The following is a 23,741-nucleotide window of genomic DNA, read 5'->3' as shown; positions in this document are numbered from 1 at the left end:
TCCTGATTCTTGGGTTTCTGATCATTGCTCATGCAAATAGCTCCTTGCCGATGTTGATTACTGCCAACAGTGACAACGCCCAGGCGGCGCAGACCATCTCGTTGTAGGCAAAATCTAGAGGTATGGATTTCTCGTCGATGGCTGACTTCAATTTTTCCAACGTATCTGTGTAGCAGTTGTAGACATGCTGCTGGTGATCTGGTGCATCAGCCGCTTTAAGCCATTCTACAGTCGTACGACTGGAAGGTAGCGTTGGGCAGTCTCGAATCCTCAAGGCGCTCAGGGCATGGCCCCACGAGCACACCACACAGAAAGCTGCAGCGAAAAAGCACCCAAGCGCAATGAAGTCCCACGGGCCGTTGAGAGTGAAGAGCACCCTCCCCTTGGCGCTGACGAGTGCCGTCAATGCGGCGATTACCACCGAAACAGCGGTCAGGAACTTAGCGCATTTGTTTTCGAAGTGATCGAACCGGGCTTGCTCGTCCTTGTAACGATCTTTCAGGTAAGCCAGGGTGTCGTCCATGAAGGTGTCCGTCTGGCCGTCTTCAATTTGGAGGCGGCGGGTCTTAATAATACTGGTCAAGCGCAGCGCGGATAAGCCAAGCTGCCACTACAACGCCATGGGGTTGGGGGAAGTCATGAGCTCAAATCACTATCGCAGTTTAGTGCGTGGCCACCAGCAGCGAATCGCTCGCCTGAGAGAGTCACACTCGCGAAAAATCCATGAAGCGGCGAAGCATGGTGAATCCGCACGAAAGGCCGCGGTGGAGGCTACCCGGGCTCAGTCTGCTTCGACCGCCAAAACAAAGCAACAGCAGGCTCAACGGTACGACGGTCAAAGAACCAAGGCCGAGACAGATGCTGCAAAAATCATCGCAGAGATTAACCGCGAGATGGTTCGCCTCACTGCCGATCAGCAGCGACTAGACAAGGCCCTGGAACGTGAGCAGATTAACGAAGCTCGTAAGCTCAAGGCTGAGCAGGCACGTCTTCAACGGAAAACCCTCCAGGGAGCCCAAGCGCAGAGTCGCCAGCTCGGTTCTCTTCAAGTTGGTCTCGCCCAACAGGTGGCTCGGGCAGAAGAGCTTGAACGCGAGTTGGCAAAGCTTCAGGAACTACCTGAGCAAATCCAGATTCTGTTCTTCGGTGCTGATCCCGGCCGCAAATCTCAGAAAGCCTTGGATCTGCAAAACGAGATTCGTCAGGTGAACGCCTATATTCGCGCCTCGAAACACCGCGACGCCCTAAAAGTAGATTCGCACTGGGCAGTGCAAGCTGAAGACATACTCCAAGCTCTGGATGAACGCGAGCCTGCAGTCATCCACTTTAGTGGGCATGGCACCCCTGGTGGACACCTAGTGGTGGAGACACCTACTGGTGAGCCTCACGTGGTTCCCTTACAAGGGATGCTGCGCGCGGTGATCGGAAGCAAGAGGTACCTAAAAGTCGCTGTATTCAATTGCTGCCACTCCCATGAATTGGCGGAGCAATGTTCCAAGCACATTTTGGCCGCTATTGGCATGGATGGCGCTATCGCCGACGTAGCAGCGAAAGACTTCGCGGCGCGATTCTATGCGTCGATCGGCTTCGGACAGGACGTTCTCCAGGCGTTTGATAGGGCCGTCACACAGCTAGAGATGAAGTACCCTGGTGAGGCTCATATCCCTAAACTCTATGTGAATCCGCTGGCGGGTGAAGGCGATCTGACGCTGGTCAAACCCTAAAGCGCGCAGATTCTGATAATCACAAGGGGCCAGCACCATAAAAGGAGTGCTTCGGCTCCTGTAAAGATGGTGACCGATACAGCAAGGGATTTTCGAGCAATGCCTGAGCAGGCATGTGCCCCAGGTATTACAAGCCAAGATCTCGTGCGAACAGCTTGCAACGAAGGGTATCTGGTACCAAGCCATCTTTAACGAGTTTCTCCAATAGCGCGTAAGTAAAGTCGACCCATGATTCGACTGTGTAATTCCAATCCATGCCAGGAGTCCAGATGAAAGCCTGTCGATCACGTTTTACTTTCAGATGTGCCAATGTTCTTATTGCTACAGCGCCCTTCCCTTCAAGGATCTCCGCTGGTTGAACAGATGCTGGTGAGGGTGACCTGAAGGCCCTTCGTAGGTGATCGTGATAAGTTATCGTCGAGGTGAATTTTTCCAGAGTAACTTCGAACATCGAAGATATATCTTTCACTGAGTACGCTAAGCTCGCCGCCCGCCAGATTAAATTCACCTGTTCAATGTCAAACCCGTGCTCTAACGAGGACTCCTGCACACTCGAATACAGTCTACGAACTTCGAGAGGGATGCCTGTGCCAGCCGGTTTGAAGGCGTTTTTTGCCTGGTTGATATCCGTTCTGTTCCATTTTTGCTGGTTATTTACGGCGGCGGAGATTGATACGATTTGTTGCATTTCTGCGACTGTTACTTTGCTGTTTTTATTCGGCCTCAACCCTGACTTCATCTCGCAACCTCGCGTTAAGTTAGCAACAGCACGTTCTACAGTGCCGGTATAAAGACGATTACGGTTCTGGATCTGATAGCCTGCGCTTCTAGCGGCATTCGTAACAGCGGTGGAGCGTAAGGCACTTCCAAAGCGCAACACTACCTCTGATTTACCGCTGGTCAATTTAGACGCCTGCCAGGAAGAGAAGGCTTCTATCAAAACATCCTCCGGCTTAGAGGATGTACTCAATGCCTCGCGAAGAACACAACCACAAATTGGATCAATAAGGAGCGTCAATTTCGCGCGCCCAATTGCTGTGGTGCGATCACTTCCATACACCATGATAGTAAGTGTAGTGGATTCGATGACTGGTGCCGCCGAGTGAGATTTCATTGACTGGCCTCTTGAATTTAACGTTTACAGGCATCTAGGCGTTATAATTTAATCCGGGCGACGTTCCCGCTCTGCGCACTTTCCCGCGCAGTTGAGCTACATCATTCGCTGTCGTCGGTGTAATATGCCAAATGCAGGATCAACCATGCAGCAACATCCGCAAATGAGTTCGCCTGGCCGCAGCCTTATGGGATGCAGCCTTTCCAGCCCTTAAAAATTAGACCCGAACGACCGGCTTTCCAGAACGTAAAAGTACATGGTGCGGAGTGTAGGCATTCCCCCTCACGCCACCAGCGGGCGATGGCATTAAGTTTCCACGTGTATGGTGCAGACCAAAACGACGTAGCATCCTGCTCAAGATCTAAGTTGCATACGATGGAGCAATCTTTCGAGAATAATGTTCCAAGCTCCTCATTCAGGATATATCGTAGAACCTTTTCGGCATAATGAGATTCAAAGTCTTCAACGCCAAGCAACACAAATGCCTGAGGATCCCCAAGCCGGCCGACACTGTCTGGATAAAAAGTTGGGAACAGTTCTTTATTGGTGACAGGTTGAAGGTGTGATTGCCCTATCCCTTCCATACAGGCATCCATGCAAATCTCCCAGTTCTCCCAGTCTTTACAAAGCTCTGACGCTCGTTCGGATGCCATGCCATCGTTAAGAACCAGTAACTGTGCATCATCCAAATCAGAATGTGGATCTGAATTACGCTGCTCTTTTTCAAGCAAATGAGAGGACTCATAGCCAAGATAGGCTGCGACTATCTCCCGAATCGCGAAATAAGAAGTCTCTACCTTGGCCGATGCCAGAACAGCGGCAGAGCGCTGGACGGCATTTTCAAATAACCTTGTCATAAAGAAAATTCCGTGCAGAACCTGATGAGCAATGTAAGTAGATGCTTGTGTTGACTGGATTACTTCTTGATCATTCGAGTTTGAGGTTAGAGCGTAAATCCGGGCTGTCAAGAGGACATTCGTGTGCGCACCATGTTGCGATCAGAAATTGTACGATACGAAATAAGCATTTAATTAATTATTGAGGACTTTGTCGCTCACCACCAGAGGCTGGATGCAAAAAGCCCACTAAGTAGACTATTCAAATCCTGCACAAAAAAACGCAATAATCCCAATGGGTTGCGATCAGCTGGATGCAGGAAGCTTAATCTACTAAGTGTATTTTTGAGCGAAATTTTCCGGCCCCCTGCCCCCCTCGTCAAAGGTGATTTTTTCGGCTGGCTTCAGACCAGCGGCACGAATCCCCAAGGCCATCCTTGTCACGGCAACAGATAATTTCCATTCCCAAGGCCGTCTTTGGAAATCACACTGCTCCACTTTCTCTTGCGGCTACCCTATTTGGTTGCGTGCCAGCTGGCTCCAAAGGCATTCTGAAGAAAGTATGCAGCATCCCGTCGATGGTTTACATGCATACATTCTAAATACAATAGCCGTGAGGTTGAAAATGTCCGTCAGCAATATAAATACTCCAACTACCAAGACTAGAACAGGCACGAAGGCGTGGTTTAGCAGGAATCGTCTGCCCCCTGCCCATAAACGACTCATAAGTCTCAGCCAATTCCAGGCGAAAGGTTGGTTTTTCACGGTGGTAGACACTATGTCCAAAGGTTCCTATCTAGACCAGTTAAACGCGATGTGCGCGTTTGACAGAGAGGTCGAGCAATTTTGTTTAGGAAATTTTGCTGCGATACACCTACTGACCTCCGCAACTTGGAACGACAGAGTAGCGGCAGCTTGGTGTTTGGTTGGTGCGGAACAGCGAGCGATTGCCAGGCAATTTGTGGCAGACGAGGCACACAACTTTTGGCCTGACACGCAATTCTGTAATCCTGGTTGGGACGAGTATGTTCAAGCAAGGATCACCGCTATCAACGCAGGCGAGACGGAGCGCTCTCAGTTTGAGATCGTCAATTTTGTTGGTCAGCCTGCCCGTACCCGCCTTGATTTTACGCAGTAGTAAATAATGCCAGTGGTGTTGTTGTCATCAAATCCACTTGGCAATGAGCAGTCGTTCTGACCGCCCTCCCGGACTTCATTAAGTTCGGTGAAAGAGCGGACACTGCGGCGATCAGGCAACTGGCCGATGCCGCTGTTTCATTGCTTAAGCGATGCAATGTCCAGCGCGCAGTAGCGTGCGGTTAGCTAGTAAGTCTGGCAGTGCACTGCCCCCGCCGAGTTATTGCGCAGCTTGAACAGCTGCTGGGGGCTGCGTAGCACGCCATCGAAGATCAACAGAGGTTGGCTAAGTGGACATTCGGCTTTCGCTGGGGGTTCGAAGGTCGCCCTTTCTGGCTGCCGCCCCGCCCCAATGGCCAGCTACAGAGCTCTCGTCTAGTCAGGCAACGAACCCATGCTCCAAGCGCCTGATGTACTCAATGGCCGTATCAGTTTCGAGCCTTGTTGTGACCATGGCCTCTGGAGCTTTGCCGCCAAACGCTTTCAGCGGGCCCGACATCCAGCGCCGAGCTGCATCAAGATCGCCGCCGAACAGACTCGTTGCTGCATCGAGCACTTCTGAATGGCGAGCGAGTTGATCGGGGGGCAAATTGCTCATTGAGAGATTCCGTCTGGGTTAGCAGCCCTCCGTCGAGGGCTGATTGCATGGATGATTGCCGTGGGACTGGGCCGGCATACGAGTTGGCCTGAGCAGTATTTCAAAGGCAAGGCCTACCTGAGCTCGCCTAGCCACCGCCATTCGTGCCTTACTCGCCCCTCTACCAAACTTCGTCGAGATCGATGTCGTCGGCAGCGTTAAGAACTGGCTGCGCGGGTATTCCTGGCTCGCCGTCATCATCATCGCCTTGGTCGGTTGCGTCAAAGTACTCTTCATCCATGTCATCAAAGTCAAAGTCGTTTTCGATTGCGTCGTCGGAGTCGAAATCAATATCGACGGGCGCTGACTGCTTGACCTGGAAGATGGGAGGAAGCTGAGCCGCTTCACTATAAAAGCCTACTCCAGCATCTAGCAGTGCTGCGAAGCAAGCATCATCCCGGATGAATTCAACGCTTTCGTTGGCAAGCCAGCTCCGGCGTCCGCCCTCATAAGCCAGCATCCAATTATTGCCTAGAAGCGCCTGAGTCATCGCCAAAGGCCCGAGGTCGCTAAGGTCAAGATCACCGCGCACCAAACCTGAGTGATTCAGATCCAAGGCTATGAGGGAGCAAACGGAACTCTCCATCTGTAGTACCTGCTGCACAAGTGCTGCGTCCAGAGGGATTTGAAGCTCCTTGCACAACCAAAGCAACCAGGCCGTTTCACTGTGATGGTTCGCCGCTGACGCTGATCCAAGGAGGTTTCTGCAGAAATCGCCGAGTGCTTCCATGTTCAATTGATACTGATGGCCATGGTAGGTCACGAGAATCTGAGTGATCACCTGAAGCGTGTTGGGAAATCCATACCCGCATTTGAGTAGGTACGCTTCGGCAATAGGCCAGTTGGATTTTTTGATGATGGTGGACGAAAGCTGCTTTAGGCCATATTTCACCAAGCTTTCGTCCTTGAACCGCGCCTCCAGCGAGAACAACACCTCAAAATAGTGGTGGATGTCGTCCTTTTGCTGCCGCCGCTTCGCTGAGACTTTCAGCTTCTTGAGGGTGTATTTCCAAGACTCCTGGACGAGCTCGCGAACTTCAACAATCTTCGTTTTTGAAGCATTGATCTGGAGCTCAAATGCGCTGACGCACTTGATAATGACAGCCAGCGCACGTTCTGCCTCTTCCCGAGTGTTGAAGAAGAAGGTGAAATCGTCGACATAGCGAAAGCCTTTAGGCCAGCCGCCCAGGGCATTTCGGATGGACTCGTCAATTGCGACGCCTATCATTTCCGCAATGATGTGTGAAGTGTCCGGGCCAATTGGCAACCCAATGGTCTGGCCATCCTGCGTGCCCATGCAGCGCTGATCTAGAATGTTACCGAAGTACTGAGGGATTTTGCCCCTGTTCACCTTGGCAACAGCTTTCGAATGCAAGGCCCACGGTATCGTATGGGTGTAAATGGTTGGGAAATAGCTCGAAATATCAGTGACCAGTGCAAAGCGTGCTCCTGCCGAACGGCGCACGCGCTCCTCGTACAAATCAGTGAATTTCGTCAGTTCAATTGCCCGCAGCGAGCCTCCTTCTCCTGGGATGCTGCGAGAGATTTCACTCTTGTTGAAATGCTCCTGGATTTGTGGCCAATACCGGCAGATGTCCTGGGCCAGCCCAAAGAAGTTGACGGGGTTCGGTATAGAAGTTGTACGTCTACTATATGACGACCTGGCCACAGAAAATCGTTCGGATTGGGAGAGTATGCGCCTTCTTCCGTCCAGGGCGTCATCCCAGCAGGCTTGGAGTGCCCCAATGTTTTCTGCCAACTGCTTGGTGCTGAAGCCCACCGGCAGTTGGATAGGAAAATACCCTCTCGAAAGCAAGTCCTGTAGCTGCATGGCTCTCCTTGGCAATCCGGCAGTGGTGAATGAAAGGTCGCAGTTCACCCCTTGTGAGGTGCATAGTCAATGTAGCCTCTCTCATCGCCGCCGTAGAAGGTGTCACGATCTGCAGGGGTAAGCGGCCAATCATGCTCGAGCCTGGCAACCGGATCCGGATTGCTGATGAAAGCCTGGCCGAACTCAGCAAGGTCAATCAGGCCCTCGGATACCAACTCCTCTGCGCGTTGACGGCTCATCCCACCGGCCAATATCAGTGCGGTACCGCCGAGTTTTGGCTTCATCTGCTTCAACAATCCAAATAGACCACCGCCGGGACTCGCCCTGAACGGCCCGATCAATGCGCTCGAAGCTGTCTTGGTTCATCACGTGGACATAAGCCAGGTGGCGCTTGCCGATCTCCTCGGCGAGCGCGAGGTAGGTCTCATCAATTTGATCGTAGAGGGGCATGTCGAAAAGTTGACCATAGGGTGAAATTCGAATCCCCACACGGTGCGCGCCAATTCGTTTGACGACCGCATCAATAACCTCAACGGTGAAACGCAGCCGATTTTCCAGCAGGTCACCGGAGTACTTATCTGTGCGGTCATTGACCCCTGGATTCAAAAACTGCTCGTGGAGATAGCCGTTTGCTCCGTGAATTTCAACGCCATCAAAACCGGCCTGGATTGCGTTTTCAGCAGCTTGTGCGAAGTCCTCGACGATCCGCTCGACCTCGTCGGTGTGGAGTTGCCGCGGCGCTGGAGGTTCGACGCGATCAGGCTCACCCTTCTCGTTGTAGCCATATGCTGCAGAGTCCTTGGCACGCTGAGAGCTCGGGCTGACTGGCAACTTACCGTCGTCCTGAATCGAAGGATGCGAGACACGCCCTACGTGCCAAAGCTGCGCGAAAATGTGCCCACCGATCGCATGCACCGAATCTGTGACCAGCTTCCAGCCATCGATCTGCGCTGCGCTGTAAATTCCGGGGTTGAACAGGTAGCCCCGGCCTTCCCGTGAGATGGATGTCCCCTCGCTGACGATCAAACCAGCTGTTGCACGTTGGGTGTAATAGAGAGCCGTCAGCTCATCCGCGACATCATTGGATGCCCTGGCGCGCGTCATGGGTGCCATCACGATGCGATTCTGTAAATTGAGGCCCGAGAGATCAAAAGGTCTGAAAAGGTCAGTCATAGTAAGTCTCACTGATGAGGGTAAGTTTTACGACCTCGTCTGCACTGGGCAACGGAGGCGATTACCCTATGCTAAGCATCAGTGATTGATGCGACTACAGCGATAATTAACAAATTAAAATTGCTGGAATCGCAATTTATGTAGCGGACTAACCTGACATTGCATATCCGGGCTTGGAGCCGGTCGAGCCTTTTTTCGCTCAAATCCGGAACGACCCTTAGGATCGGAACGGCCTGGCGATACAGCACAGAGCATTGATGGCCTATAACGCGCCACCTATACTCCACGCATCCCATACAGGAGTATCAAATGTCCAGACTTGCAGAATTCCGTGCGTTGGAGCAACAACTGGCTGCTCAGTTGGCCGAGCTCGAGAGCCTCAAAAACGATGATGGTTTAAAGCGCGAGATCGAGTTCGAAAAAAAGCTTCGTGATCTGCTCTCTGAATACGGCTACAGCCTGCGCAATATCATAGCCATTCTTGATCCACAATCCGCTTCTCGACGCGCGCCAGCTGTTGTTGCTGAGAAGAGCAACCGCAAGCCGCGTCAGACCAAGGTTTACAAGAACCCCCACTCCGGTGAGCTCGTGGAAACCAAGGGTGGTAACCATAAGACCCTAAAAGAGTGGAAGAGCCAGTACGGTTCTGACGAGGTTGAAAGCTGGCTGGCTAAGTAAATCCTGGACTATGAGAAAGGGCCTGGTCATGGCCCTTTTTTTACAACAACAGTGGTCACATCTTTACCCGGACTGTCTGTCACCGCCATCCCCACATTCCCAATCTCCCCGAGCTCCCTGCCCGCTTTAAGGCCAGCGTACCAAGTCCAGCTCCTTGATCCGAATGGCCATAGCCGAATCTGAGACCCCAAATTGCTGGGCCAAGGACACTAGGTTCCTGTTGTTGAAACGGGGGCACCGCGCAAGCGCCAGCTCACGTTCCTTCGATTCTTTTGGAGCGTAGAGCAGCCGATTTGGATTGATTGGATCGAGGTGATAGGCGATCACGTCGCTGAAGCGCAATCGCCCGATGCAGCAGAACATGAATTCGAACCCCTCTCGGACGAGCTTCTGAGGCATGAAGAAACAAGCCGCGAAGCGATCCGCTTGCCTCTCTGCCGCAGTAAAATTGATCCATTCACATGGCATGGCCAGCATCTCCACCATTCGCGCATGCAGCACGGGGTCATCAAAGCCAAAACACAGCCACCGTTTTGCGCTCTAGTGCCGTCCTTGGCGGTGATAACTCCGCCCGCCCCCTATATGATTGGCATGAGTACCAGTACGTCATATAGCTGCAAGCTCGCCTCGACGATCACGTCGAGGAAACCGGAGGCCCGCATGCAGTACGCGTAGCGGTCAATACAGAGGGCAGTCTAAGAGATCCACATTCACAGGTCTCATTAGGCTATCAGTTTTTGACGAATGAGACGGAATAGCTCAGCTTGGTAAACCGCGTCATGCAGAGCGTCGTGATCGCCAGAGCTGTCGGGCTTGACCACCTTCTCTATCTCACTCGAGCGGGTTGACCGCCAGGTGCACTCTGAGGTACCGAAGTACATCGACTTGATGTCGAGCGCGGCTATCCCAAAGGGATTTTCACCAAGGAACTGATGGAAGTAGTAGTTCACGAAGCTCCAATCGAACGATGCGTTGAAGCCTACAAAGACAACCGACACTCCCTCTCCTGCCAAAGACTCCACCCACGCTTTGAACTGAGTCATCGCTTCGACCGGATCCTGCCCCTCCGCCGCAAGCTTCTCTAACGACAGACCAGTGACCTCTAAGGCTGCCGGCACGTATTCCTCAGAGATAGGCTTCAGATAGCAGGAAAACTGTTCTGCAGGATTCGACGCCAAGCACGCGCCGATCGAGAGCATGCTGTATTTGCCCGGGATTGGGCCTGACGCCTCGATGTCGACCGAGACAAAAATTTCCTTTTCCGACTTCATAGCGACTCCTGCTGGACAAGGCCCAGGGTGAGCAACGACCCACCTATATGGCACTGAATCATTTTGAAAGCATGTAGTTTAATCAGCGAGGATGGAGGACAGCTTTGCCCTCTCCTCCCCTGCAACCTCTCCCCGCAACCTTCTCTGACATCCGTGATGGTTATTTGTCTTCCATGACCGGAGACGGCTTCATCGCCAGAATCGAGTCAGTCAGATCCTTGTAGCTGAGCGGACGATCCGGGAATGCCTTGGCCATCGCAGTCGGGTAGAGCCGAGTACGGATGTCGGAGAACGTCCATGCTGGTTGCCCATTCCGCTCACCTGTCACCGATGCCAGCTCTGTGAGCTGCTTATCCGTGAGTCCCATGCCATTCAGATCCATGCTGAAAAGCTCCTTCCGCTCTTCAGCGTCTGGGCGGGTGAACTCTTCTACAATCGCGGCACGCCGGCGCAGCGCAGCGTCTAGGACGGAAAGGCGGTTGGTGCACAGGATCACGACAATACGCCCACCGAATCTGCGCAAGTCATCTACTCCCTGGATCAGGGTGTTCACGGCCACCTTATCTTCGTGGTGGCTATGGCTCTGCGTGCGTGAGGCAGCTATCGAATCCCCCTCATCGATAATCAGGATCGCACGACGATTCTTACCGGCCGCTTCGATGACCTCAGCCCATGCCTGTGTTAGCAGCGTGCCCATCTCACCAACTTTACCGGAGCCGCGGACGCGGTTGCTCAGTTTAAAGAGGACGGAATCCTCAGTACGGGCCTCACGCACGATGCGATTCGCGATGCACTCTGCAGTAGCTGTTTTGCCGGTACCTACGTCCCCATGAAAAATCACAAGTGGGTACTGGTCAGAGATCAGATTGCAGATCGGCAGTACACCCTTGTGATGTACCTTGCTCCACTCAGGGAGTTGCCCCTGGTTCAGAAGCAGGCGGAGCTGGTTCTGGATGCGCTCGTAGCGCCCTTCAAACCCTAGCAGTCCCTTCTCGCGCTCACTCAGCTGGCTCGCTGGCAGATCGATTGCTGTATCAAAAACGCTGTTTTTGCTCATCAGCAGTAATCCTCACGCTGCATTCCGAAATTATTGCTGGAGTATTCCCGACCACCGCTTTTGCTGAGGGTGGAGTGACTCGTATCGGCATACGATGGAGACCATCCGGTCTTCATTCGGTCAGCCATTTTTTCCCGTGCGGACTGTGTGTACGCGCTGGTGTAAGACAGGACGATCCTCAGAACAGCGCCAGTCACTTTTGGCCAGCGCGCATTGCCAGGACGATCGTTCGAAAGTCCGCCGGTCTCATCCACGCTGTAGCGAACAGCTTGCTTCTCGACGCCGTAGCTCAGCAGCGTTACGTCTACAGTTTTGAGGTAGCCATTCTTGGCTAAAAGCTCGATGTCGTGAGCCCACTTACGAGCGGTTTCTTCGGTCTCAGCTCCGCTGCTGATAGCAATCATGACCAGGTCAGCCGTGATGCGCCGTACTACAGCTTCAACATCCGTGTTCGTGTAGGAGTAGGTCTGTGTGGCCGTACTGGTCATGCTGCATCCTCAGCTTTAAAGCCACGACCGAACAGCTCCTTCCAGATCTCGAAGTCATCCTCCTCTGATGCGAAGTGGGCAGTCGCCCAGGATTCATCAGCGATCCGAACAATCTCCTTCCGTTCATCCTCAGTGATGCGGCTCGCTACGTTGTTCGTGTCGCACACGGGGTCGATGATGACTACTGGATCCGAGAAGTGAGGAACCCAGCCGTTCTCGGGGAACTTGATGACCTCTTTCAGACCCGTTTCCGCGATGTACAGAAGGAAGTCACGGAAGCGCTTTTCGAGCTTGCCGGACTTGCCGTTGACCTCGAGCACATGGGCCATGATCAGCTCGATGTGGAAAGACTTTAGCGGGCACTCCGTTTTTGTGCGCCAGCGCTTGGCCAACCGAACGAGAGTACGGAAGTCAGGATCTTCATCTTTACGATCCTTCACGAATTTCACCTGGCATGGTGCACAGGTTTCAGTCTTCGAGCCGTCAACACGGTCGAACTGCCAGCCGTAGCCTTCCTTGTCTGGGTTTGCGATGACTGGAACGATGTCCACGTCTAGCCCAGTACCAACGAAGGTAACAGTTGCTGCTTTGCGCTGGATCACGAAGTCCTCGACGGACTTGGTCGGGTACAGCTTTATCAAGGCGTCGTAGATCTTCTGGCTGAGGCTGGAGAAGGTCGCTTCGTCCACCTTCTCGCCGCTGATGTAGAACACCACGTCCACATCCACCGAGTCCTCGGATGTCTTACGGAGGATGGTGTGTTTAGCAAACGAGCCCGCCTTGACCACCCGCTTGACGGTGATTTTGTCTTGCGTCTTTAAGCTGTCGCGCAACGCTGCAATGAGACGATCCACCTGAGCGTTGTAGGTCTCACGTTTGTCCTTTGGCAAGCGCAGCACGTTGCTGTCGTAGTACTTGATCTGAGTGTTAGTGAGTGGCATGTGCCATCCCCTCCTAGAAGTGTTGAGTTAGTTGCAACAGCCTCCCTACCAGCAGCTACACCACATGCCGACGGATGAGATGGCGAAGCGATTCGTGCACCAGGCACCAAATCGCCCTTACAGCTCGCTGCAGGTCATTGCCCTTCCCCTCGCCCTCCTAAGCCTTCACCAGGGAAATTGCGCCTAGCAGCTTGCTAGCGTATGATTACTATACGCATAGTTTTTATATACAGTCTAGTTTTTATACGCTATCGAGGTTCGACATGACAAACGAGTCCAAACCAACGGACGACCAACCCAGCTCCAAGGGACGGCAAGGAGCACGTTGGGGCCAGGAGCGTCGCTTGGAATTCATCGACTATCGACTGCGATGGGATGGGCAGATCAACAGGAGCAGCCTCACAGACTTCTTTGGCATATCGGTACCCCAGGCCTCCCTAGACATCACCGAATATACAAAGCTGGCTGAGGGCAATCTGGAGTACGACACTCGTGCCAGGGTTTACCGGGCTACTGAGTCTTTCGAGGCAATATTTGAGTCAAGCGCTGTTGAACGCTATCTCGAAGATCTACTTCGCGTGGCTGTTCAACCGGAGGTGCCATACGGCAGCTTCTTAGGCTGGCAGTCGCCTGTTGCGGGTGTTCCGAAGCTGGGTCGACGTCTCAATGCAGACGTTGTTGGGGAAATCCTCCGGGCGATTCGAGAGAAAGGCTCCGTCGAGGTGTTCTACCAGTCCATGACAGACCCGGAGGGCGGTGAGCGGAAGTTATCTCCTCACGCCCTGGTGCATGACGGCAACCGCTGGCACGCACGAGCGTACTGTCACAAGCGCGAAGCCTTCCGAGATTTCTCTCTTACCAGAATCAAGCGTTGCAGCTATGCGGGCTCTGATCGGGAACGCGCCTCAGAGGACAACCCTTGGAACACCATGGTGGATGTCGTCCTGATCGCGCATCCAGACCTCAGTCAGGCAAAGCGCCGACTGATCGAAAGTGACTACCTGATGGAAGATGGTGAGATGCACATCGAGTGCCGTCAGGCACTGCTCATGTACCTCTTATTCCAGCTCAATTTGACTGAAGATCAGGCGAGTCAAAAACCCGAGGTCATCCAGGTCGCCCTAAAACATCCAGAAGCAATCAGGGCCCTGCTCAAGTACTAACACCAAGCACCAGCCAATATTCAACACCTAGCTACCGGAATCGTCACGATGGCCAACCTTGAAAATGAATTCATTCTGATCGCAGGCAGCATCTCGTCAAAGACAGAGAAGGCCTCGATTGATCTCGCACACGACTTTACTCGCGCGGTGGCCAAAAGCATCCTCGCCGCCCAAGGCGGGCTAGTTGTTTACCTCGCAGGGCTGCCAACCAACGAAAATGGTGACGCCCTGACCTTCGACTGGACGGTAGCTTACGAAGCAGAAAAGCTGCTTGCGGGCTGCACCCCCGCGCACCAACTGAAAATCGTAACCTCGCAGTTGGCCATGCGGGAGAAAATGACAGCAGAGCAGCGGATGTTCATTCGCCGACTCTCAGCTGCCAATTTTGCGGACGTGATCTACGTCGAAGACGACCTCGTCACTGGTGGAAACATCGGTGATGAGCAGGTCGATGTAGCTACGGCGATGATTGCCTTGGGTGGTGGCAAGGGGGTCTCTGACCGCGCACGCAAGATGCGTAAAAAGAAGCTTCCTATCCTCCCGTTTGACCTTCGACTCGGTGGTTTCAGCGACGATGGCCAAGGAGCGCTTGCTCTCAACGCGGCCTTCTTCAAGGAGCCCCTGACCATGTTCCCTGTCACTGGAGAACAAGCGAAGAAGCAGCTGGATAACATGTCGCTTCAGGAGCGAATCTTCGAGCTCGATGACTTGGCAGACCGCTCTGTAGCTTTGTTCCAGACAGAGATCGACGCAAGACATGCTGCGCGCAGTCCTGACCTCTTGGTTATCACGGCCATTGCGATTGAGCTTGCAGCGGCGAAAAAGGTTTTCGGTATCGCTGACGATGTCCCGGCCCGTTACACGGCACAGCGGGTGCAATACTGGCCTGTCACTATTCAGCGACCAGATGGCCCCCTGTCCTGCGTAATCGCTTCGCTAGGTGATGCTGGCAACGTGAACGCGTCGGGCATCACGATGCTGTTGCTGTCTGAGTTGAAGCCGAAGAAAGTTCTCATGATGGGCATCGCCGCGGGTCTGCGCGACAAAATGAGCCTGGGTGAAGTCATTGTGTCCGAGCGCGTCGTGTACTACGAGGGCGGAGCCGCACTGGATGGCGGTATGCTTGCTCCGCGGCCGGACATCCAGCGGCCGGGCCTCCCTACTCTTCAAGATATGAACGCTTACTTCGGTACCGCGTCTCTTTCGGATCGCTTGCAAGCGCAAGCGGATGAACTGGGCTTCTCAATGCCGGCCAAATCCAAGGCAGGTAAGGTTTCTGCCAGGCTCGCGGTGTCTCCTGCAACCATCGCGTCAGGCGAATTGCTCATTCGAGACCCGGAGCTTTTCAAAAGCTTCAGGGGCCTCCACGACAAAGCATGCGTCGCGGAAATGGAAGCTCATGGGGTTTACGATGCCTGCAACAAGCAACAAGTCCCCGTCCTAGTCATCCGGGGGATCAGTGACTTTGGTGACAGTTCGAAGGACAACACCTTCCACAGGGTCGCCTCTGAAGCTGCAGCAATCGTGACGAAGGACTACGCCACATACGGCTGGAGCCGCATCTGAGGAATTCTGGCTTTCCTCCGGCCTTCACCGAGAAGCGCCCCTCCAATGGGCGCTTTACCTATGCGATTATTCTTGGATCATTTTGAGACATTGGCGAAGCGACGAGTTGTAATGCGAGACCGACTGCACGGCACGGTCTGGGTGCGGCCACCTCTCTAGACTTCAAAGTTTTGCCAACTTTCTTTCAACTATTACCGTGTTTTTTTGCATGCAAAGCGGAAGTGCAGCCAACGGCTGCGAAGAAAGCGATTACCCCAGGCCCTACGGGACTATGCAAGGGCTTGCAGGGTGATAGAGACCAGACCTGCCCAAGGCAAAAATATAGAACCCCGTCTCGCGAAAAAAAATCATATGTGTGTACATGACGTAGTTGGAGTGCAGGAATACCACTGACTCCATTAACAATACTAGTGAAAACAACTGGCTTAGGTTGAGCGCTGGTCATGGACAGTTTGCACCGAGAAAGCTGCAGGCCTATCCCGATGCTGGCCTGAAAAGGTTCTTCGTTAAAACTGACGGGAAGGTCTGTGTGGTACTGTCAGATGCTCTACGTCGGGTATTTCCGCTGAAAATGGTTTGCGGGCCATTCTCGCCTGACATTGGCCAGGAGCATCTATGTCGCTGAAAGCAGCTTTCGCCACCGTATTGAAAACCATGCGCATTAGCCGCGGGTTGACGCATAAGGATATGGCCTTAGCGAGCAGCCGTGGCTACATGCTCAAGCTGGAACACGGCCGATCAAGCCCTACGGTAGAGAAGCTGACTGCGATAGGTGATGCGATGGGGCTCAGCCCTTTGACCCTTCTCACACTGACGTTGAGCGTAGAGAGCGGTCAACCAATTGATACCTTCGTACAGCGGCTGAAAGCTGACATTGCAGATCTGGAGACCAATGGCGCGCTCAGCGGCCTGGTAGTCTCATCAGCGACTCCTGTCTGCATAACAAAGCCCTCATCGGCACGCCGGCACAAGGCTATTTACCCGTCATCTCAAGCTGAACTGTGCTTTGCCGAATAGCAGAGGTTGAGATCGTCTGGTGTCAGAGTCCAAGGTCAATCGAGAACAGGATATCCCTACGCTCGAGTGGAACGGCCTCCTCTTCTACAAGGCGTTTTAGCACCTGATAAATCACATGTGACCGTAACTGTTCCCGGACAGGGATGTAGCTGCTGTCGGCGCGCGGCAAATCCGCGCTGGGCAGGACGCGCTCAAGCACTGCAAACGCTACGGCGCCAACGTCTTGCTTGTAGATGCGAGTCAAACTGTCCAGGCCCGGTTTACGGCGGAAGCTGGCGACTGCATCACCCACTATCGCCATGAGAGAATCACGATAGTGCTCAGCGGCGCACAACCACACCTGCGCTTCCTGCTCAACCTTCAATGCCCTGTCCTCCTCGCTTCCAATCGGCGCGCAATATTCGACCAAAGCGTGCTTGAGCGCCAGGGGTTGGGTGCAGTTCAACCATCTAGGGATTTTCGAACATGCACATTCAACTTGATCTGAACCGTAACGACCGCGACGCACTGCTACGGCACTGCCAAGAGTTTGTTCCCGAAAGCGGAGATGCCCGTGAAGACGCCCGCCTGGCTGAGGCTTTGGAGGCGCTGATCGCTGCATTGGAAGACGCTATTTGAAGTGCAGAAGAGACGTTGTCGAAAGCTGCCTCAATAGACCAGTTGAGACGCCTGAGATGCGAAGGAGTACATGTGTACTCTTGGGTTTAATCACCCATCGCGAGACACTACCAAGATGATGGCCTCGCTGAAAATTGGGCGTATCAAGAGCAGCGCCACGATCCCTTCACCTCCCGCAACACAGCCCTGACATAGCCGTGTAAGCAGATGGCTCTGTTGGGGATCCGTTTAAGTAATCTTGCCCAGCGCTCCCTTCGTCTGTTCCGCTTGGCCCGCCTCGTAAAATCCGTAAGAATGTCATCTGGCCATTACCAACTGTACGGAATACTCATATGCCACGGAAGCGCAAAGGGAGCGGCGGCGGGCCGATCGCTCTGTACGCCTTGTTATTCGTTGTTGCCCTTTTGGCGCAGGTTCCAAAGCAAGCGTGGATCGCCCTTGGAGTTATCTTGGGCATAGGTGCGTTGGTATGGGCCGTCAGACGCGCCACTCAGGCAAAGCGTTACGAGTCTGAAGATGACACTGTTGCCGAAATCGCCGCGGCATCTCGACAGGTCAACTCGCCCAGTCTAACCGTCCAGTTCAGCACCAGTGCCCGCGAGCGAGACTTTCATACTGTCCAAGTCGGTTCGTCCAGCGATAGTCAGAGCTACGCCATTCCAAAGCCAAGTGCAAAGCCCAAGGGAGTTCGCTGGCTTGCAGAAGGTGAGTCCATCACCGTGGCCGGATTGGCTATACCGGGTGGAATGCTCTACATCACCGAGCGGGCAACCCAGTTCGGTCAGACTGAACCGTCCCTGATTGATGCCACGCTTCGAGTCGCACGCTCACCCATGAGCCTTACCGAGCGGCAGATGCCCTATTGGCCAAGTTACCGCAGCATAACGCCTGAGGCGCGGCGAGCGTATCTGCAATGGTTGGCAGGAGGTCGCCGCCAGCCTGCGGATGCGGGATACGTGTTCCTGTTTTTTTACGGGCTAGAACGCCGCGCGCTGATCGATGCACCAAGCGATCCTCAGGCTAAAGCAGAGATCCCTACCATCAAGGCCGAGGTCGAACGCTTGCTTGGTCTCTACGGGGACAACCATTCTTTCCGCGGCTACGCTACTCGCTTTCTCGCCCATATCGACGCGGGTTCTGTTCAACCTCAAAGCTATATGAGTGAACCCACCGCCAGTGCCGCAGATGGGTACGAGCTGCCCATGTCGCTGCGCGTCGCGCTGGGCCAGATGGCCGTGGACAAGTATCCACTCCCCCCGCACTGGGCATTAGCCTGGGCGCTCGCTGAGCCAAACATTTCCAGGCGCACACCTGTGACCCGTTGCCCTGAGCAATTCGCAGCACTCTTCAAAAACGAATTCGCAAAACGGTATCCCAATGGCCTTGTGCTGCCTCAGAACAAGACCAAGCTGAAGATTGCTTATCGCCCTGCTTCTTCCGGATTGAACATCCCGGCAGCAGCCGTGGGCGACCTCCCCGATGTCGCGGCAACCTCAGGAACGCGTAACAAGCTGCAGGTTATAGTGGAAGAATGCACCACCGTTCTAGACGCTTACAGTCGATATCTGGGGCGCAACCCAGACGCTGGAGATAGTCTGGAAGCCATCCTGCAGTTGCCAACAGAACTCTGGCCTGCTGAAGCAAAAGCCGAACTCGAACAGTTGGAACAACGCGTCGGCGGCGAAACTATCTGCATGAGTTTCGCTGAGCTGGCAGGCCGTTTCAAATCCGCCGGCGCGCTTTCCCGCGACAAAGTCGTGGCACTCGCCCGGGCCTTGGAAAGCAAGCGGATCGGATTGGAGCCAGATGTGCTTTCTGGCAGCCGTACGCCCAAGGCGGAAGACACCATCGCGTTGTTCGCAGCCGACTCTGATGAAGGCACTCTTCGGTCGACCGATGCTTACAGCGCTGCAGCAGTGACTTTAGACCTGGCCAGTGCAGTGGCTGCGGCAGACGGTGACACCTCGCTAGAAGAGGTGAGTCTGCTGTCCGGCCACATTGACTCATGGGATCACCTCTGCGTCGCGCATCGAAAACGCTTGAAGGCGCACCTCCAGATTCAACTGAAGCAACCGCCGACACTGGCAAGCCTCAAAAAGAAGCTTGAGCCGCTGACGATCGAGGCCAAGCGGAAAATTGCCAGCTTCCTGGCCCACCTGGCACAAGCGGATGGCGAGGTGACGCCACAGGAAGTTAAGCTCCTTGAGCGCGTATACAAGTCGCTCGCCCTCGATCCGCAGTTCGTCTACAGCGACCTCCACAGTGCAGCTGTTCGTCCCTCCCATGGAGTGGAGGCACTGACTGCGAATGCAGCGCTGGCCACTGCGACACAGACATCAGAAAGCACTGGCTCTGGCTTTGCACTGGACATGGACAAGGTCGCTCGCTTGCAACAAGAAACGGCAGAAGTGTCGGCGCTCCTGGCCAGCGTCTTCAATGAAGAATCGCTGACTGAGACGCCTAGCGCCCTGGAGCCCGAGGCGCCCCAACGGCAGGAAGAAAGTACCGCCGAACAGCTTGCTACCGTACATGGCCTGGACGTCGAGCATTCAGCGTTCCTTCGGCTTCTGGTGTCACGGGCTGAGTGGAGTCGTGCCGAGCTGGAAGACGCAGCCAGTGATATGGAACTGATGCTGGATGGCGCCTTGGAGCGGATCAACGACACAGCGTTTGAGCTGTTCGACATGCCCGTGACCGAAGGTGATGATCCCATCGAAATCAACCCCGACATTCTGGATGAGCTAGCCCTATGAGTAAGATACGAGCCAAGGATCGCGACGCGGTCATTCAATCGCTGCGTGCGGGCGTAGTGCCCCGTGTTGGGCAGCATCTCATCCAGGTAGGTCGAGCGGGTGAACTCGATTCGCTGCTCAAAGATGTGGATCGTCTCGCGGATGGCGGCTCGGCTTTTCGCGTCGTCGTTGGCGAGTACGGCGCGGGCAAAACCTTCTTCCTAAACCTGGTGCGCGGCATCGCCATGGAGCGCAAGCTTGTCACCATGCACGCCGATTTGAATCCAGACCGCCGGCTTCACGCTTCAGGTGGCCAAGCGCGCTCGCTTTACTCGGAGCTGGCTAAAAACATGGCGACCCGCACCAAGCCAGAAGGCGGCGCTCTGCAGGGTATCGTTGAGAAGTTCATCTCCCAGGCTAAGACGGAAGCCAAGGCCAAAGGTGTCGAGAGTGAGGCGGTCATTCGTGAGTACCTGGCAGAGCTCACCGAGATGGTCAATGGGTATGATTTTGCCGACGTCATTGCCGCCTACTGCCGCGGCTTCGAGGAAGGTAACGAGCAGCTCAAGGCTGACGCCATTCGTTGGCTACGCGGGGAATTCTCCACCAAGACTGACGCCCGCGCTGCGCTGGGCGTGCGGACGATCGTCGATGATGCTTCTGTCTACGACCAGCTGAAATTGCTGTCACGATTCGTACGCCTGGCTGGTTTCGGCGGCTTGATGGTCTGCCTGGATGAACTGGTCAACCTGTACAAGCTGGCAAACACCCAGGCCCGTAACGCCAATTACGAACAGATTCTGCGCATCCTCAACGATTCGTTGCAGGGTTCCGCTGAAGGCCTGGGGTTTGTATTGGGCGGCACACCAGAGTTTCTGATGGACACTCGTCGGGGGCTCTACAGCTACCCTGCCCTACAATCGCGCCTCGCTGAAAACAGCTTTGCGAAGTCTGGCCTGGTCGACCTTTCTGGGCCTGTCATTCGACTCAGCAGCCTGACACCTGAAGACTTCTACGTGCTTTTGCAGAAGCTGCGCAACGTATACGCCTACGGTGAGCCTGAGAAGTTTTTGCTGCCGGATGAAGCCATCCCCGCTTTCATGGCGCACTGTAATCAGCGCTTGGGCGAGGCATATTTCCGGACGCCGCGCACGACCATTACGGCTTTCATCAACTTGCTCGCGGTGATCGAGCAAAACCCTACCGCGGATTGGCGAACCTTACTGGGCGCCGTGGAGCTGACCAAGGATGAGGCCGGGCAGCAAGATCTTGAAGTTGAGGCCGACGATGAGCTCGCCAGCTTCAAGCTCTGACTCTTCTTCGTTCGAGCGTCTACACCCGGAGGTTCAGCAATGGATCTGGTCACAGGGGTGGACGTCTCTGCGTGATGCGCAGGAGTGGGCGGTACCGGCATTGGTGGGCGCCGATCGCGATGTGATCATTGCAGCGTCCACTGCCGCAGGTAAAACTGAGGCCGCATTCCTGCCGATCCTGACCAACCTGCTCAACAACAGTGAGCCAGCCGGCGCGGTGCTGTATATCAGCCCGCTCAAGGCGCTGATCAACGACCAGTGGGACAGGCTTAGCCGGTTATGTGAGAGGCTCGAACTGCCCGTCGTTGCTTGGCATGGCGATGTGGCAGCAAGCAAGAAACAACGGTTTTTGAAATCGCCTGAGGGCATCTTGCTGATCACTCCGGAGTCCCTAGAAGCCCTCTTCGTAAACAAAGGCTCAGGCTTACCTGGGGCTTTTCAGAACCTTCGCTACATCGTTGTCGATGAGCTTCATGCCTTCATCGGAAGTGAGCGTGGAAAGCAGCTGCAATCGCTCATGCAGCGGGTTGAAATCGTCGTAGGTAGAACCCTGCCCCGTGTAGGGCTTTCGGCGACGCTTGGTGAGATGTCGCTGGCTCGCAAGTTCCTGAGGCCAGCGCGTCCGGATGACATCACGGTTATTGAGTCAAAGTCCTCTGGCCAAGAGCTCCAGGTACAGGTGCGTGGCTACATTGAGCAGCCCATGCAGCAGCTGGTGGTGGAACACCCGGGGAACGCGTCAACAGATGAAGGCGTAGAGAAGGAAGACACCTCAGGTACCAAAGTGGCTATCGCAGGTCACCTTTACAAGGTGCTGAGGGGGCATAACAACCTGATCTTCCCCAACAGGCGCCAAGAGGTTGAATGGTTTGCCGACCGTCTGCGCTCACTGTGCGAAAACGATGGTGTTCCGAACGAGTTCTGGCCGCATCACGGTAGCTTGTCCAAGGAGCTCCGCCAGGATGCCGAGCGGGCGTTGAAAGCGGGAGATCCTCCAGCTTCTGCCGTATGCACTACCACCCTGGAGCTGGGTATAGACATCGGTAGCATCAGGACGGTCGCACAGATCGGCTGTCCACCCTCTGTGGCAAGTCTCAGGCAGAGGCTTGGCCGCTCGGGTCGCCGCCCCGGTGAGCCTGCAATGCTCAGGACGTACTGCCGGGAGCGCCCTTTAACAGATAAGTCGGATCTCTCCGATCAGTTACGTGAGGGCCTTGTCCAAACGGTCGCCATGATCCGATTGCTGATCAGTGGATGGTTTGAGCCGCCTCGATCGGGAGGCCTACACGCCTCGACACTGGTGCAACAGTGCCTATCCTCAATTGCTCAGCTCGGCGGTGCTTCTGCGGCGCAATTATGGGGAAATCTCATCGCAAGCGGCAGTTTTGCAAGCGTCACCAAGCCTGATTTCCTGGCTTTGCTCAAGGGTTTGGGTGAAAAGGAATTGATCGTCCAGGACAGCTCAGGACTTCTGCTGCCAGGCGAACTCGGGGAGCGGTTGATCAACCACTATGAGTTCTACACCGCCTTCACAAGCGATGAAGAGTTTCGTTTGCTCCGGGATGGCAAGCCACTTGGCTCGCTGCCGGTCAGCAAACCCCTGACCAAGGGACAGCGCATCATCTTCGGCGGAAGGCGTTGGCAGGTTCAGGATGTCGACCTTGAAGCGAAGGTGATAGTGGTCACACCGGCTCGGGGCGGCGAGCCTCCTCAGTTTGATGGGCTTGGTGCCCAGGTGGATGATCGTGTCAGGCTTGAAATGCGAAACGTGTTGATGGAAACCACGTCCTGTCCCTTCCTGGACAAACACGCTCAAGCTCTCCTAGACGAGGCCCGGAGTAACTTCCGCGCTCTCGGGTTGGGTGACGCGGCCATAATTAGCTCTGCCAGCGTAAGCCATGTGGCAACCTGGCGAGGGGATTACACCAACGATGCGCTGGCCTTGTTGCTCAGGCATGTGGGCATTCAGTGTGAAAACACCGGGCTATTCCTGGAAGTTGCATTCGGCGCGGAGGACACATTGCGAGCGTTGCGCGTAGTCGGTCAAATGGACATCTCGAACGTAGAGCCGATCTTGGAAAATGTCGAAAACATGATCCGAGAGAAATGGGATTGGGCCCTTCCCCGCCCGCTCCTCATGAAGTCGTTCGCCTCAAGCCATCTTGATCTCCAAGCCGCGGTCACCACAGCTCGACTCCTTACACTGGATTCGCAGAGAGAGGAATAGCGATCGCACTACTCTCCTACACTCCGTCGCCCATTTTTCGAGATCGGCATCGACATTAGAAAGCTTCTGGGGCAACTCAGCTTCCCTCTACTTCCTAGCGGCGACCTCGGGCAGGGCATAACTAGCCTCTGTCGTTGGCCTGCTCGGACAAGTTGGCATCAAACGCAATTTCCGGCTTCGTGCTGCCCCCCGGTTGCCCGCTCAACCTCGGAGGTAAA

Annotated in this window: 21 protein-coding genes and 2 pseudogenes; 10 read left to right on the top strand and 13 right to left on the bottom strand. The window is 54.6% G+C overall.

Features of this window, described 5'->3' with window-relative positions:
- Window positions 1-28: 28 nt before the first annotated feature.
- Entirely contained in the window at window positions 29-523 is a 495-nt protein-coding gene (locus QMX93_RS01685; RefSeq protein ID WP_282351927.1) for a hypothetical protein, read from the bottom strand.
- On the opposite strand from QMX93_RS01685, the gene QMX93_RS01680 reads away from it, so the two are divergent.
- Window positions 522-1,724, top strand: a complete 1,203-nt coding sequence (locus QMX93_RS01680; RefSeq protein ID WP_282351923.1) for a hypothetical protein — start codon at window positions 522-524, stop codon at window positions 1,722-1,724. The genes QMX93_RS01685 and QMX93_RS01680 overlap by 2 nt on opposite strands.
- Window positions 1,725-1,851: 127 nt before the next feature.
- Here the strand turns inward: QMX93_RS01680 and QMX93_RS01675 are convergent, their stop codons facing one another.
- Window positions 1,852-2,838 carry a hypothetical protein gene (locus QMX93_RS01675; protein ID WP_282351921.1) on the bottom strand — a complete coding sequence of 329 codons (987 nt, stop codon included), beginning with the start codon at window positions 2,836-2,838 and terminating at the stop codon, window positions 1,852-1,854.
- A 185-nt stretch (window positions 2,839-3,023) separates the two neighbouring features.
- Complete coding sequence (locus QMX93_RS01670) at window positions 3,024-3,806, bottom strand: hypothetical protein (RefSeq protein WP_282351918.1); 783 nt, start codon at window positions 3,804-3,806, stop codon at window positions 3,024-3,026.
- A gap of 646 nt (window positions 3,807-4,452) precedes the next feature.
- On the opposite strand from QMX93_RS01670, the gene QMX93_RS01665 reads away from it, so the two are divergent.
- Window positions 4,453-4,812 (top strand): hypothetical protein, encoded by a 360-nt coding sequence (locus tag QMX93_RS01665; RefSeq protein WP_282351917.1) that lies wholly within the window; start codon window positions 4,453-4,455, stop codon window positions 4,810-4,812.
- 378 nt (window positions 4,813-5,190) lie between these two features.
- Here QMX93_RS01665 and QMX93_RS01660 read toward each other — a convergent pair whose 3' ends face one another.
- The 3 genes and pseudogenes from QMX93_RS01660 to QMX93_RS01650 all read right to left on the bottom strand — a co-directional run bounded on the left by QMX93_RS01660 (window position 5,191) and on the right by QMX93_RS01650 (window position 8,452).
- A complete protein-coding gene (locus QMX93_RS01660) occupies window positions 5,191-5,409 on the bottom strand; it encodes an antitoxin Xre/MbcA/ParS toxin-binding domain-containing protein (RefSeq protein ID WP_282351914.1) in 219 nt (72 codons plus the stop codon).
- 160 nt (window positions 5,410-5,569) lie between these two features.
- Window positions 5,570-7,279 carry an RNA-directed DNA polymerase gene (locus QMX93_RS01655; RefSeq protein WP_282351912.1) on the bottom strand — a complete coding sequence of 570 codons (1,710 nt, stop codon included), beginning with the start codon at window positions 7,277-7,279 and terminating at the stop codon, window positions 5,570-5,572.
- 44 nt (window positions 7,280-7,323) lie between these two features.
- A pseudogene (locus tag QMX93_RS01650) lies at window positions 7,324-8,452 on the bottom strand (alkene reductase).
- A gap of 309 nt (window positions 8,453-8,761) precedes the next feature.
- Between QMX93_RS01650 and QMX93_RS01645 the strand changes: the two are divergent.
- Window positions 8,762-9,130 carry a histone-like nucleoid-structuring protein, MvaT/MvaU family gene (locus tag QMX93_RS01645; RefSeq protein WP_176687844.1) on the top strand — a complete coding sequence of 123 codons (369 nt, stop codon included), beginning with the start codon at window positions 8,762-8,764 and terminating at the stop codon, window positions 9,128-9,130.
- Window positions 9,131-9,256: 126 nt separating this feature from the next.
- On the opposite strand, the gene QMX93_RS01640 is transcribed toward QMX93_RS01645, so the two are convergent.
- The 6 genes and pseudogenes from QMX93_RS01640 to QMX93_RS01615 all read right to left on the bottom strand — a co-directional run bounded on the left by QMX93_RS01640 (window position 9,257) and on the right by QMX93_RS01615 (window position 12,887).
- Window positions 9,257-9,607 (bottom strand): hypothetical protein, encoded by a 351-nt coding sequence (locus QMX93_RS01640; RefSeq protein WP_282352036.1) that lies wholly within the window; start codon window positions 9,605-9,607, stop codon window positions 9,257-9,259.
- Window positions 9,596-9,810, bottom strand: a pseudogene (locus tag QMX93_RS01635) (histidinol-phosphatase); the annotation flags it as partial. The pseudogene QMX93_RS01635 and the gene QMX93_RS01640, both read right to left, overlap by 12 nt.
- Window positions 9,811-9,852: 42 nt before the next feature.
- Complete coding sequence (locus tag QMX93_RS01630; RefSeq protein ID WP_169840238.1) at window positions 9,853-10,401, bottom strand: 3'-5' exonuclease; 549 nt, start codon at window positions 10,399-10,401, stop codon at window positions 9,853-9,855.
- Window positions 10,402-10,561: 160 nt separating this feature from the next.
- Window positions 10,562-11,458 (bottom strand): ATP-binding protein, encoded by an 897-nt coding sequence (locus tag QMX93_RS01625; RefSeq protein WP_169840237.1) that lies wholly within the window; start codon window positions 11,456-11,458, stop codon window positions 10,562-10,564.
- A complete protein-coding gene (locus QMX93_RS01620) occupies window positions 11,458-11,946 on the bottom strand; it encodes a hypothetical protein (RefSeq protein ID WP_282351895.1) in 489 nt (162 codons plus the stop codon). Before QMX93_RS01620 ends, QMX93_RS01625 begins: the two co-directional genes overlap by 1 nt.
- Window positions 11,943-12,887: a CBASS oligonucleotide cyclase gene (locus QMX93_RS01615; RefSeq protein ID WP_282351893.1), complete on the bottom strand. Its 945-nt coding sequence runs from the start codon at window positions 12,885-12,887 to the stop codon at window positions 11,943-11,945. The genes QMX93_RS01620 and QMX93_RS01615 overlap by 4 nt, the downstream gene beginning before the upstream one ends.
- A gap of 344 nt (window positions 12,888-13,231) precedes the next feature.
- Here QMX93_RS01615 and QMX93_RS01610 point away from each other — a divergent pair, with 344 nt between their 5' ends.
- From QMX93_RS01610 to QMX93_RS01600, 3 genes are all read left to right on the top strand, one after another.
- Window positions 13,232-14,050 carry a WYL domain-containing protein gene (locus QMX93_RS01610; protein WP_282351890.1) on the top strand — a complete coding sequence of 273 codons (819 nt, stop codon included), beginning with the start codon at window positions 13,232-13,234 and terminating at the stop codon, window positions 14,048-14,050.
- A gap of 48 nt (window positions 14,051-14,098) precedes the next feature.
- Window positions 14,099-15,616 (top strand): purine phosphorylase, encoded by a 1,518-nt coding sequence (locus QMX93_RS01605; RefSeq protein WP_282351888.1) that lies wholly within the window; start codon window positions 14,099-14,101, stop codon window positions 15,614-15,616.
- Window positions 15,617-16,231: 615 nt separating this feature from the next.
- The gene (locus QMX93_RS01600) at window positions 16,232-16,633 is read left to right on the top strand and encodes a helix-turn-helix transcriptional regulator (protein WP_282351886.1); all 402 of its coding nucleotides are present in this window, start codon (window positions 16,232-16,234) and stop codon (window positions 16,631-16,633) included.
- A gap of 22 nt (window positions 16,634-16,655) precedes the next feature.
- Here the strand turns inward: QMX93_RS01600 and QMX93_RS01595 are convergent, their stop codons facing one another.
- On the bottom strand, window positions 16,656-16,997 hold the full coding sequence (locus QMX93_RS01595; RefSeq protein ID WP_282351885.1) for a hypothetical protein: 342 nt from the start codon (window positions 16,995-16,997) through the stop codon (window positions 16,656-16,658).
- A 101-nt stretch (window positions 16,998-17,098) separates the two neighbouring features.
- Here QMX93_RS01595 and QMX93_RS01590 point away from each other — a divergent pair, with 101 nt between their 5' ends.
- The 4 genes from QMX93_RS01590 to QMX93_RS01575 all read left to right on the top strand — a co-directional run bounded on the left by QMX93_RS01590 (window position 17,099) and on the right by QMX93_RS01575 (window position 23,523).
- Window positions 17,099-17,251 carry a hypothetical protein gene (locus QMX93_RS01590; protein ID WP_168216556.1) on the top strand — a complete coding sequence of 51 codons (153 nt, stop codon included), beginning with the start codon at window positions 17,099-17,101 and terminating at the stop codon, window positions 17,249-17,251.
- Window positions 17,252-17,583: 332 nt separating this feature from the next.
- Window positions 17,584-20,004 carry a TerB N-terminal domain-containing protein gene (locus tag QMX93_RS01585; RefSeq protein ID WP_282351880.1) on the top strand — a complete coding sequence of 807 codons (2,421 nt, stop codon included), beginning with the start codon at window positions 17,584-17,586 and terminating at the stop codon, window positions 20,002-20,004.
- Window positions 20,001-21,296: an ATP-binding protein gene (locus QMX93_RS01580; RefSeq protein WP_282351878.1), complete on the top strand. Its 1,296-nt coding sequence runs from the start codon at window positions 20,001-20,003 to the stop codon at window positions 21,294-21,296. The genes QMX93_RS01585 and QMX93_RS01580 overlap by 4 nt, the downstream gene beginning before the upstream one ends.
- Before the next feature lie 43 nt (window positions 21,297-21,339).
- On the top strand, window positions 21,340-23,523 hold the full coding sequence (locus QMX93_RS01575; RefSeq protein WP_282352022.1) for a DEAD/DEAH box helicase: 2,184 nt from the start codon (window positions 21,340-21,342) through the stop codon (window positions 23,521-23,523).
- The last annotated feature ends 218 nt before the right edge of the window (window positions 23,524-23,741 follow it).

Source organism: Pseudomonas sp. PS01303 (assembly GCF_029959385.1).
GTDB lineage: Bacteria > Pseudomonadota > Gammaproteobacteria > Pseudomonadales > Pseudomonadaceae > Aquipseudomonas > Aquipseudomonas rustica.
Note: the sequence above shows the minus strand (reverse complement) of the source record. Positions and strands in the feature narration are given on the sequence as shown.

Excerpts from the sequence above, each read along its gene's own strand:
- QMX93_RS01600 (WP_282351886.1), top strand. The coding sequence starts at position 16,232 with ATGTCGCTGAAAGCAGCTTTCGCCACCGTATTGAAAACCATGCGCATT.
- QMX93_RS01590 (WP_168216556.1), top strand. The coding sequence starts at position 17,099 with ATGCACATTCAACTTGATCTGAACCGTAACGACCGCGACGCACTGCTA.
- QMX93_RS01645 (WP_176687844.1), top strand. The coding sequence starts at position 8,762 with ATGTCCAGACTTGCAGAATTCCGTGCGTTGGAGCAACAACTGGCTGCT.
- QMX93_RS01585 (WP_282351880.1), top strand. The coding sequence starts at position 17,584 with ATGCCACGGAAGCGCAAAGGGAGCGGCGGCGGGCCGATCGCTCTGTAC.
- QMX93_RS01630 (WP_169840238.1), bottom strand. The coding sequence starts at position 10,401 with ATGAAGTCGGAAAAGGAAATTTTTGTCTCGGTCGACATCGAGGCGTCA.
- QMX93_RS01675 (WP_282351921.1), bottom strand. The coding sequence starts at position 2,838 with ATGAAATCTCACTCGGCGGCACCAGTCATCGAATCCACTACACTTACT.
- QMX93_RS01620 (WP_282351895.1), bottom strand. The coding sequence starts at position 11,946 with ATGACCAGTACGGCCACACAGACCTACTCCTACACGAACACGGATGTT.
- QMX93_RS01615 (WP_282351893.1), bottom strand. The coding sequence starts at position 12,887 with ATGCCACTCACTAACACTCAGATCAAGTACTACGACAGCAACGTGCTG.
- QMX93_RS01665 (WP_282351917.1), top strand. The coding sequence starts at position 4,453 with ATGTCCAAAGGTTCCTATCTAGACCAGTTAAACGCGATGTGCGCGTTT.
- QMX93_RS01655 (WP_282351912.1), bottom strand. The coding sequence starts at position 7,279 with ATGCAGCTACAGGACTTGCTTTCGAGAGGGTATTTTCCTATCCAACTG.
- QMX93_RS01640 (WP_282352036.1), bottom strand. The coding sequence starts at position 9,607 with ATGCTGGCCATGCCATGTGAATGGATCAATTTTACTGCGGCAGAGAGG.
- QMX93_RS01660 (WP_282351914.1), bottom strand. The coding sequence starts at position 5,409 with ATGAGCAATTTGCCCCCCGATCAACTCGCTCGCCATTCAGAAGTGCTC.
- QMX93_RS01605 (WP_282351888.1), top strand. The coding sequence starts at position 14,099 with ATGGCCAACCTTGAAAATGAATTCATTCTGATCGCAGGCAGCATCTCG.
- QMX93_RS01680 (WP_282351923.1), top strand. The coding sequence starts at position 522 with ATGAAGGTGTCCGTCTGGCCGTCTTCAATTTGGAGGCGGCGGGTCTTA.
- QMX93_RS01625 (WP_169840237.1), bottom strand. The coding sequence starts at position 11,458 with ATGAGCAAAAACAGCGTTTTTGATACAGCAATCGATCTGCCAGCGAGC.
- QMX93_RS01580 (WP_282351878.1), top strand. The coding sequence starts at position 20,001 with ATGAGTAAGATACGAGCCAAGGATCGCGACGCGGTCATTCAATCGCTG.
- QMX93_RS01685 (WP_282351927.1), bottom strand. The coding sequence starts at position 523 with ATGGACGACACCCTGGCTTACCTGAAAGATCGTTACAAGGACGAGCAA.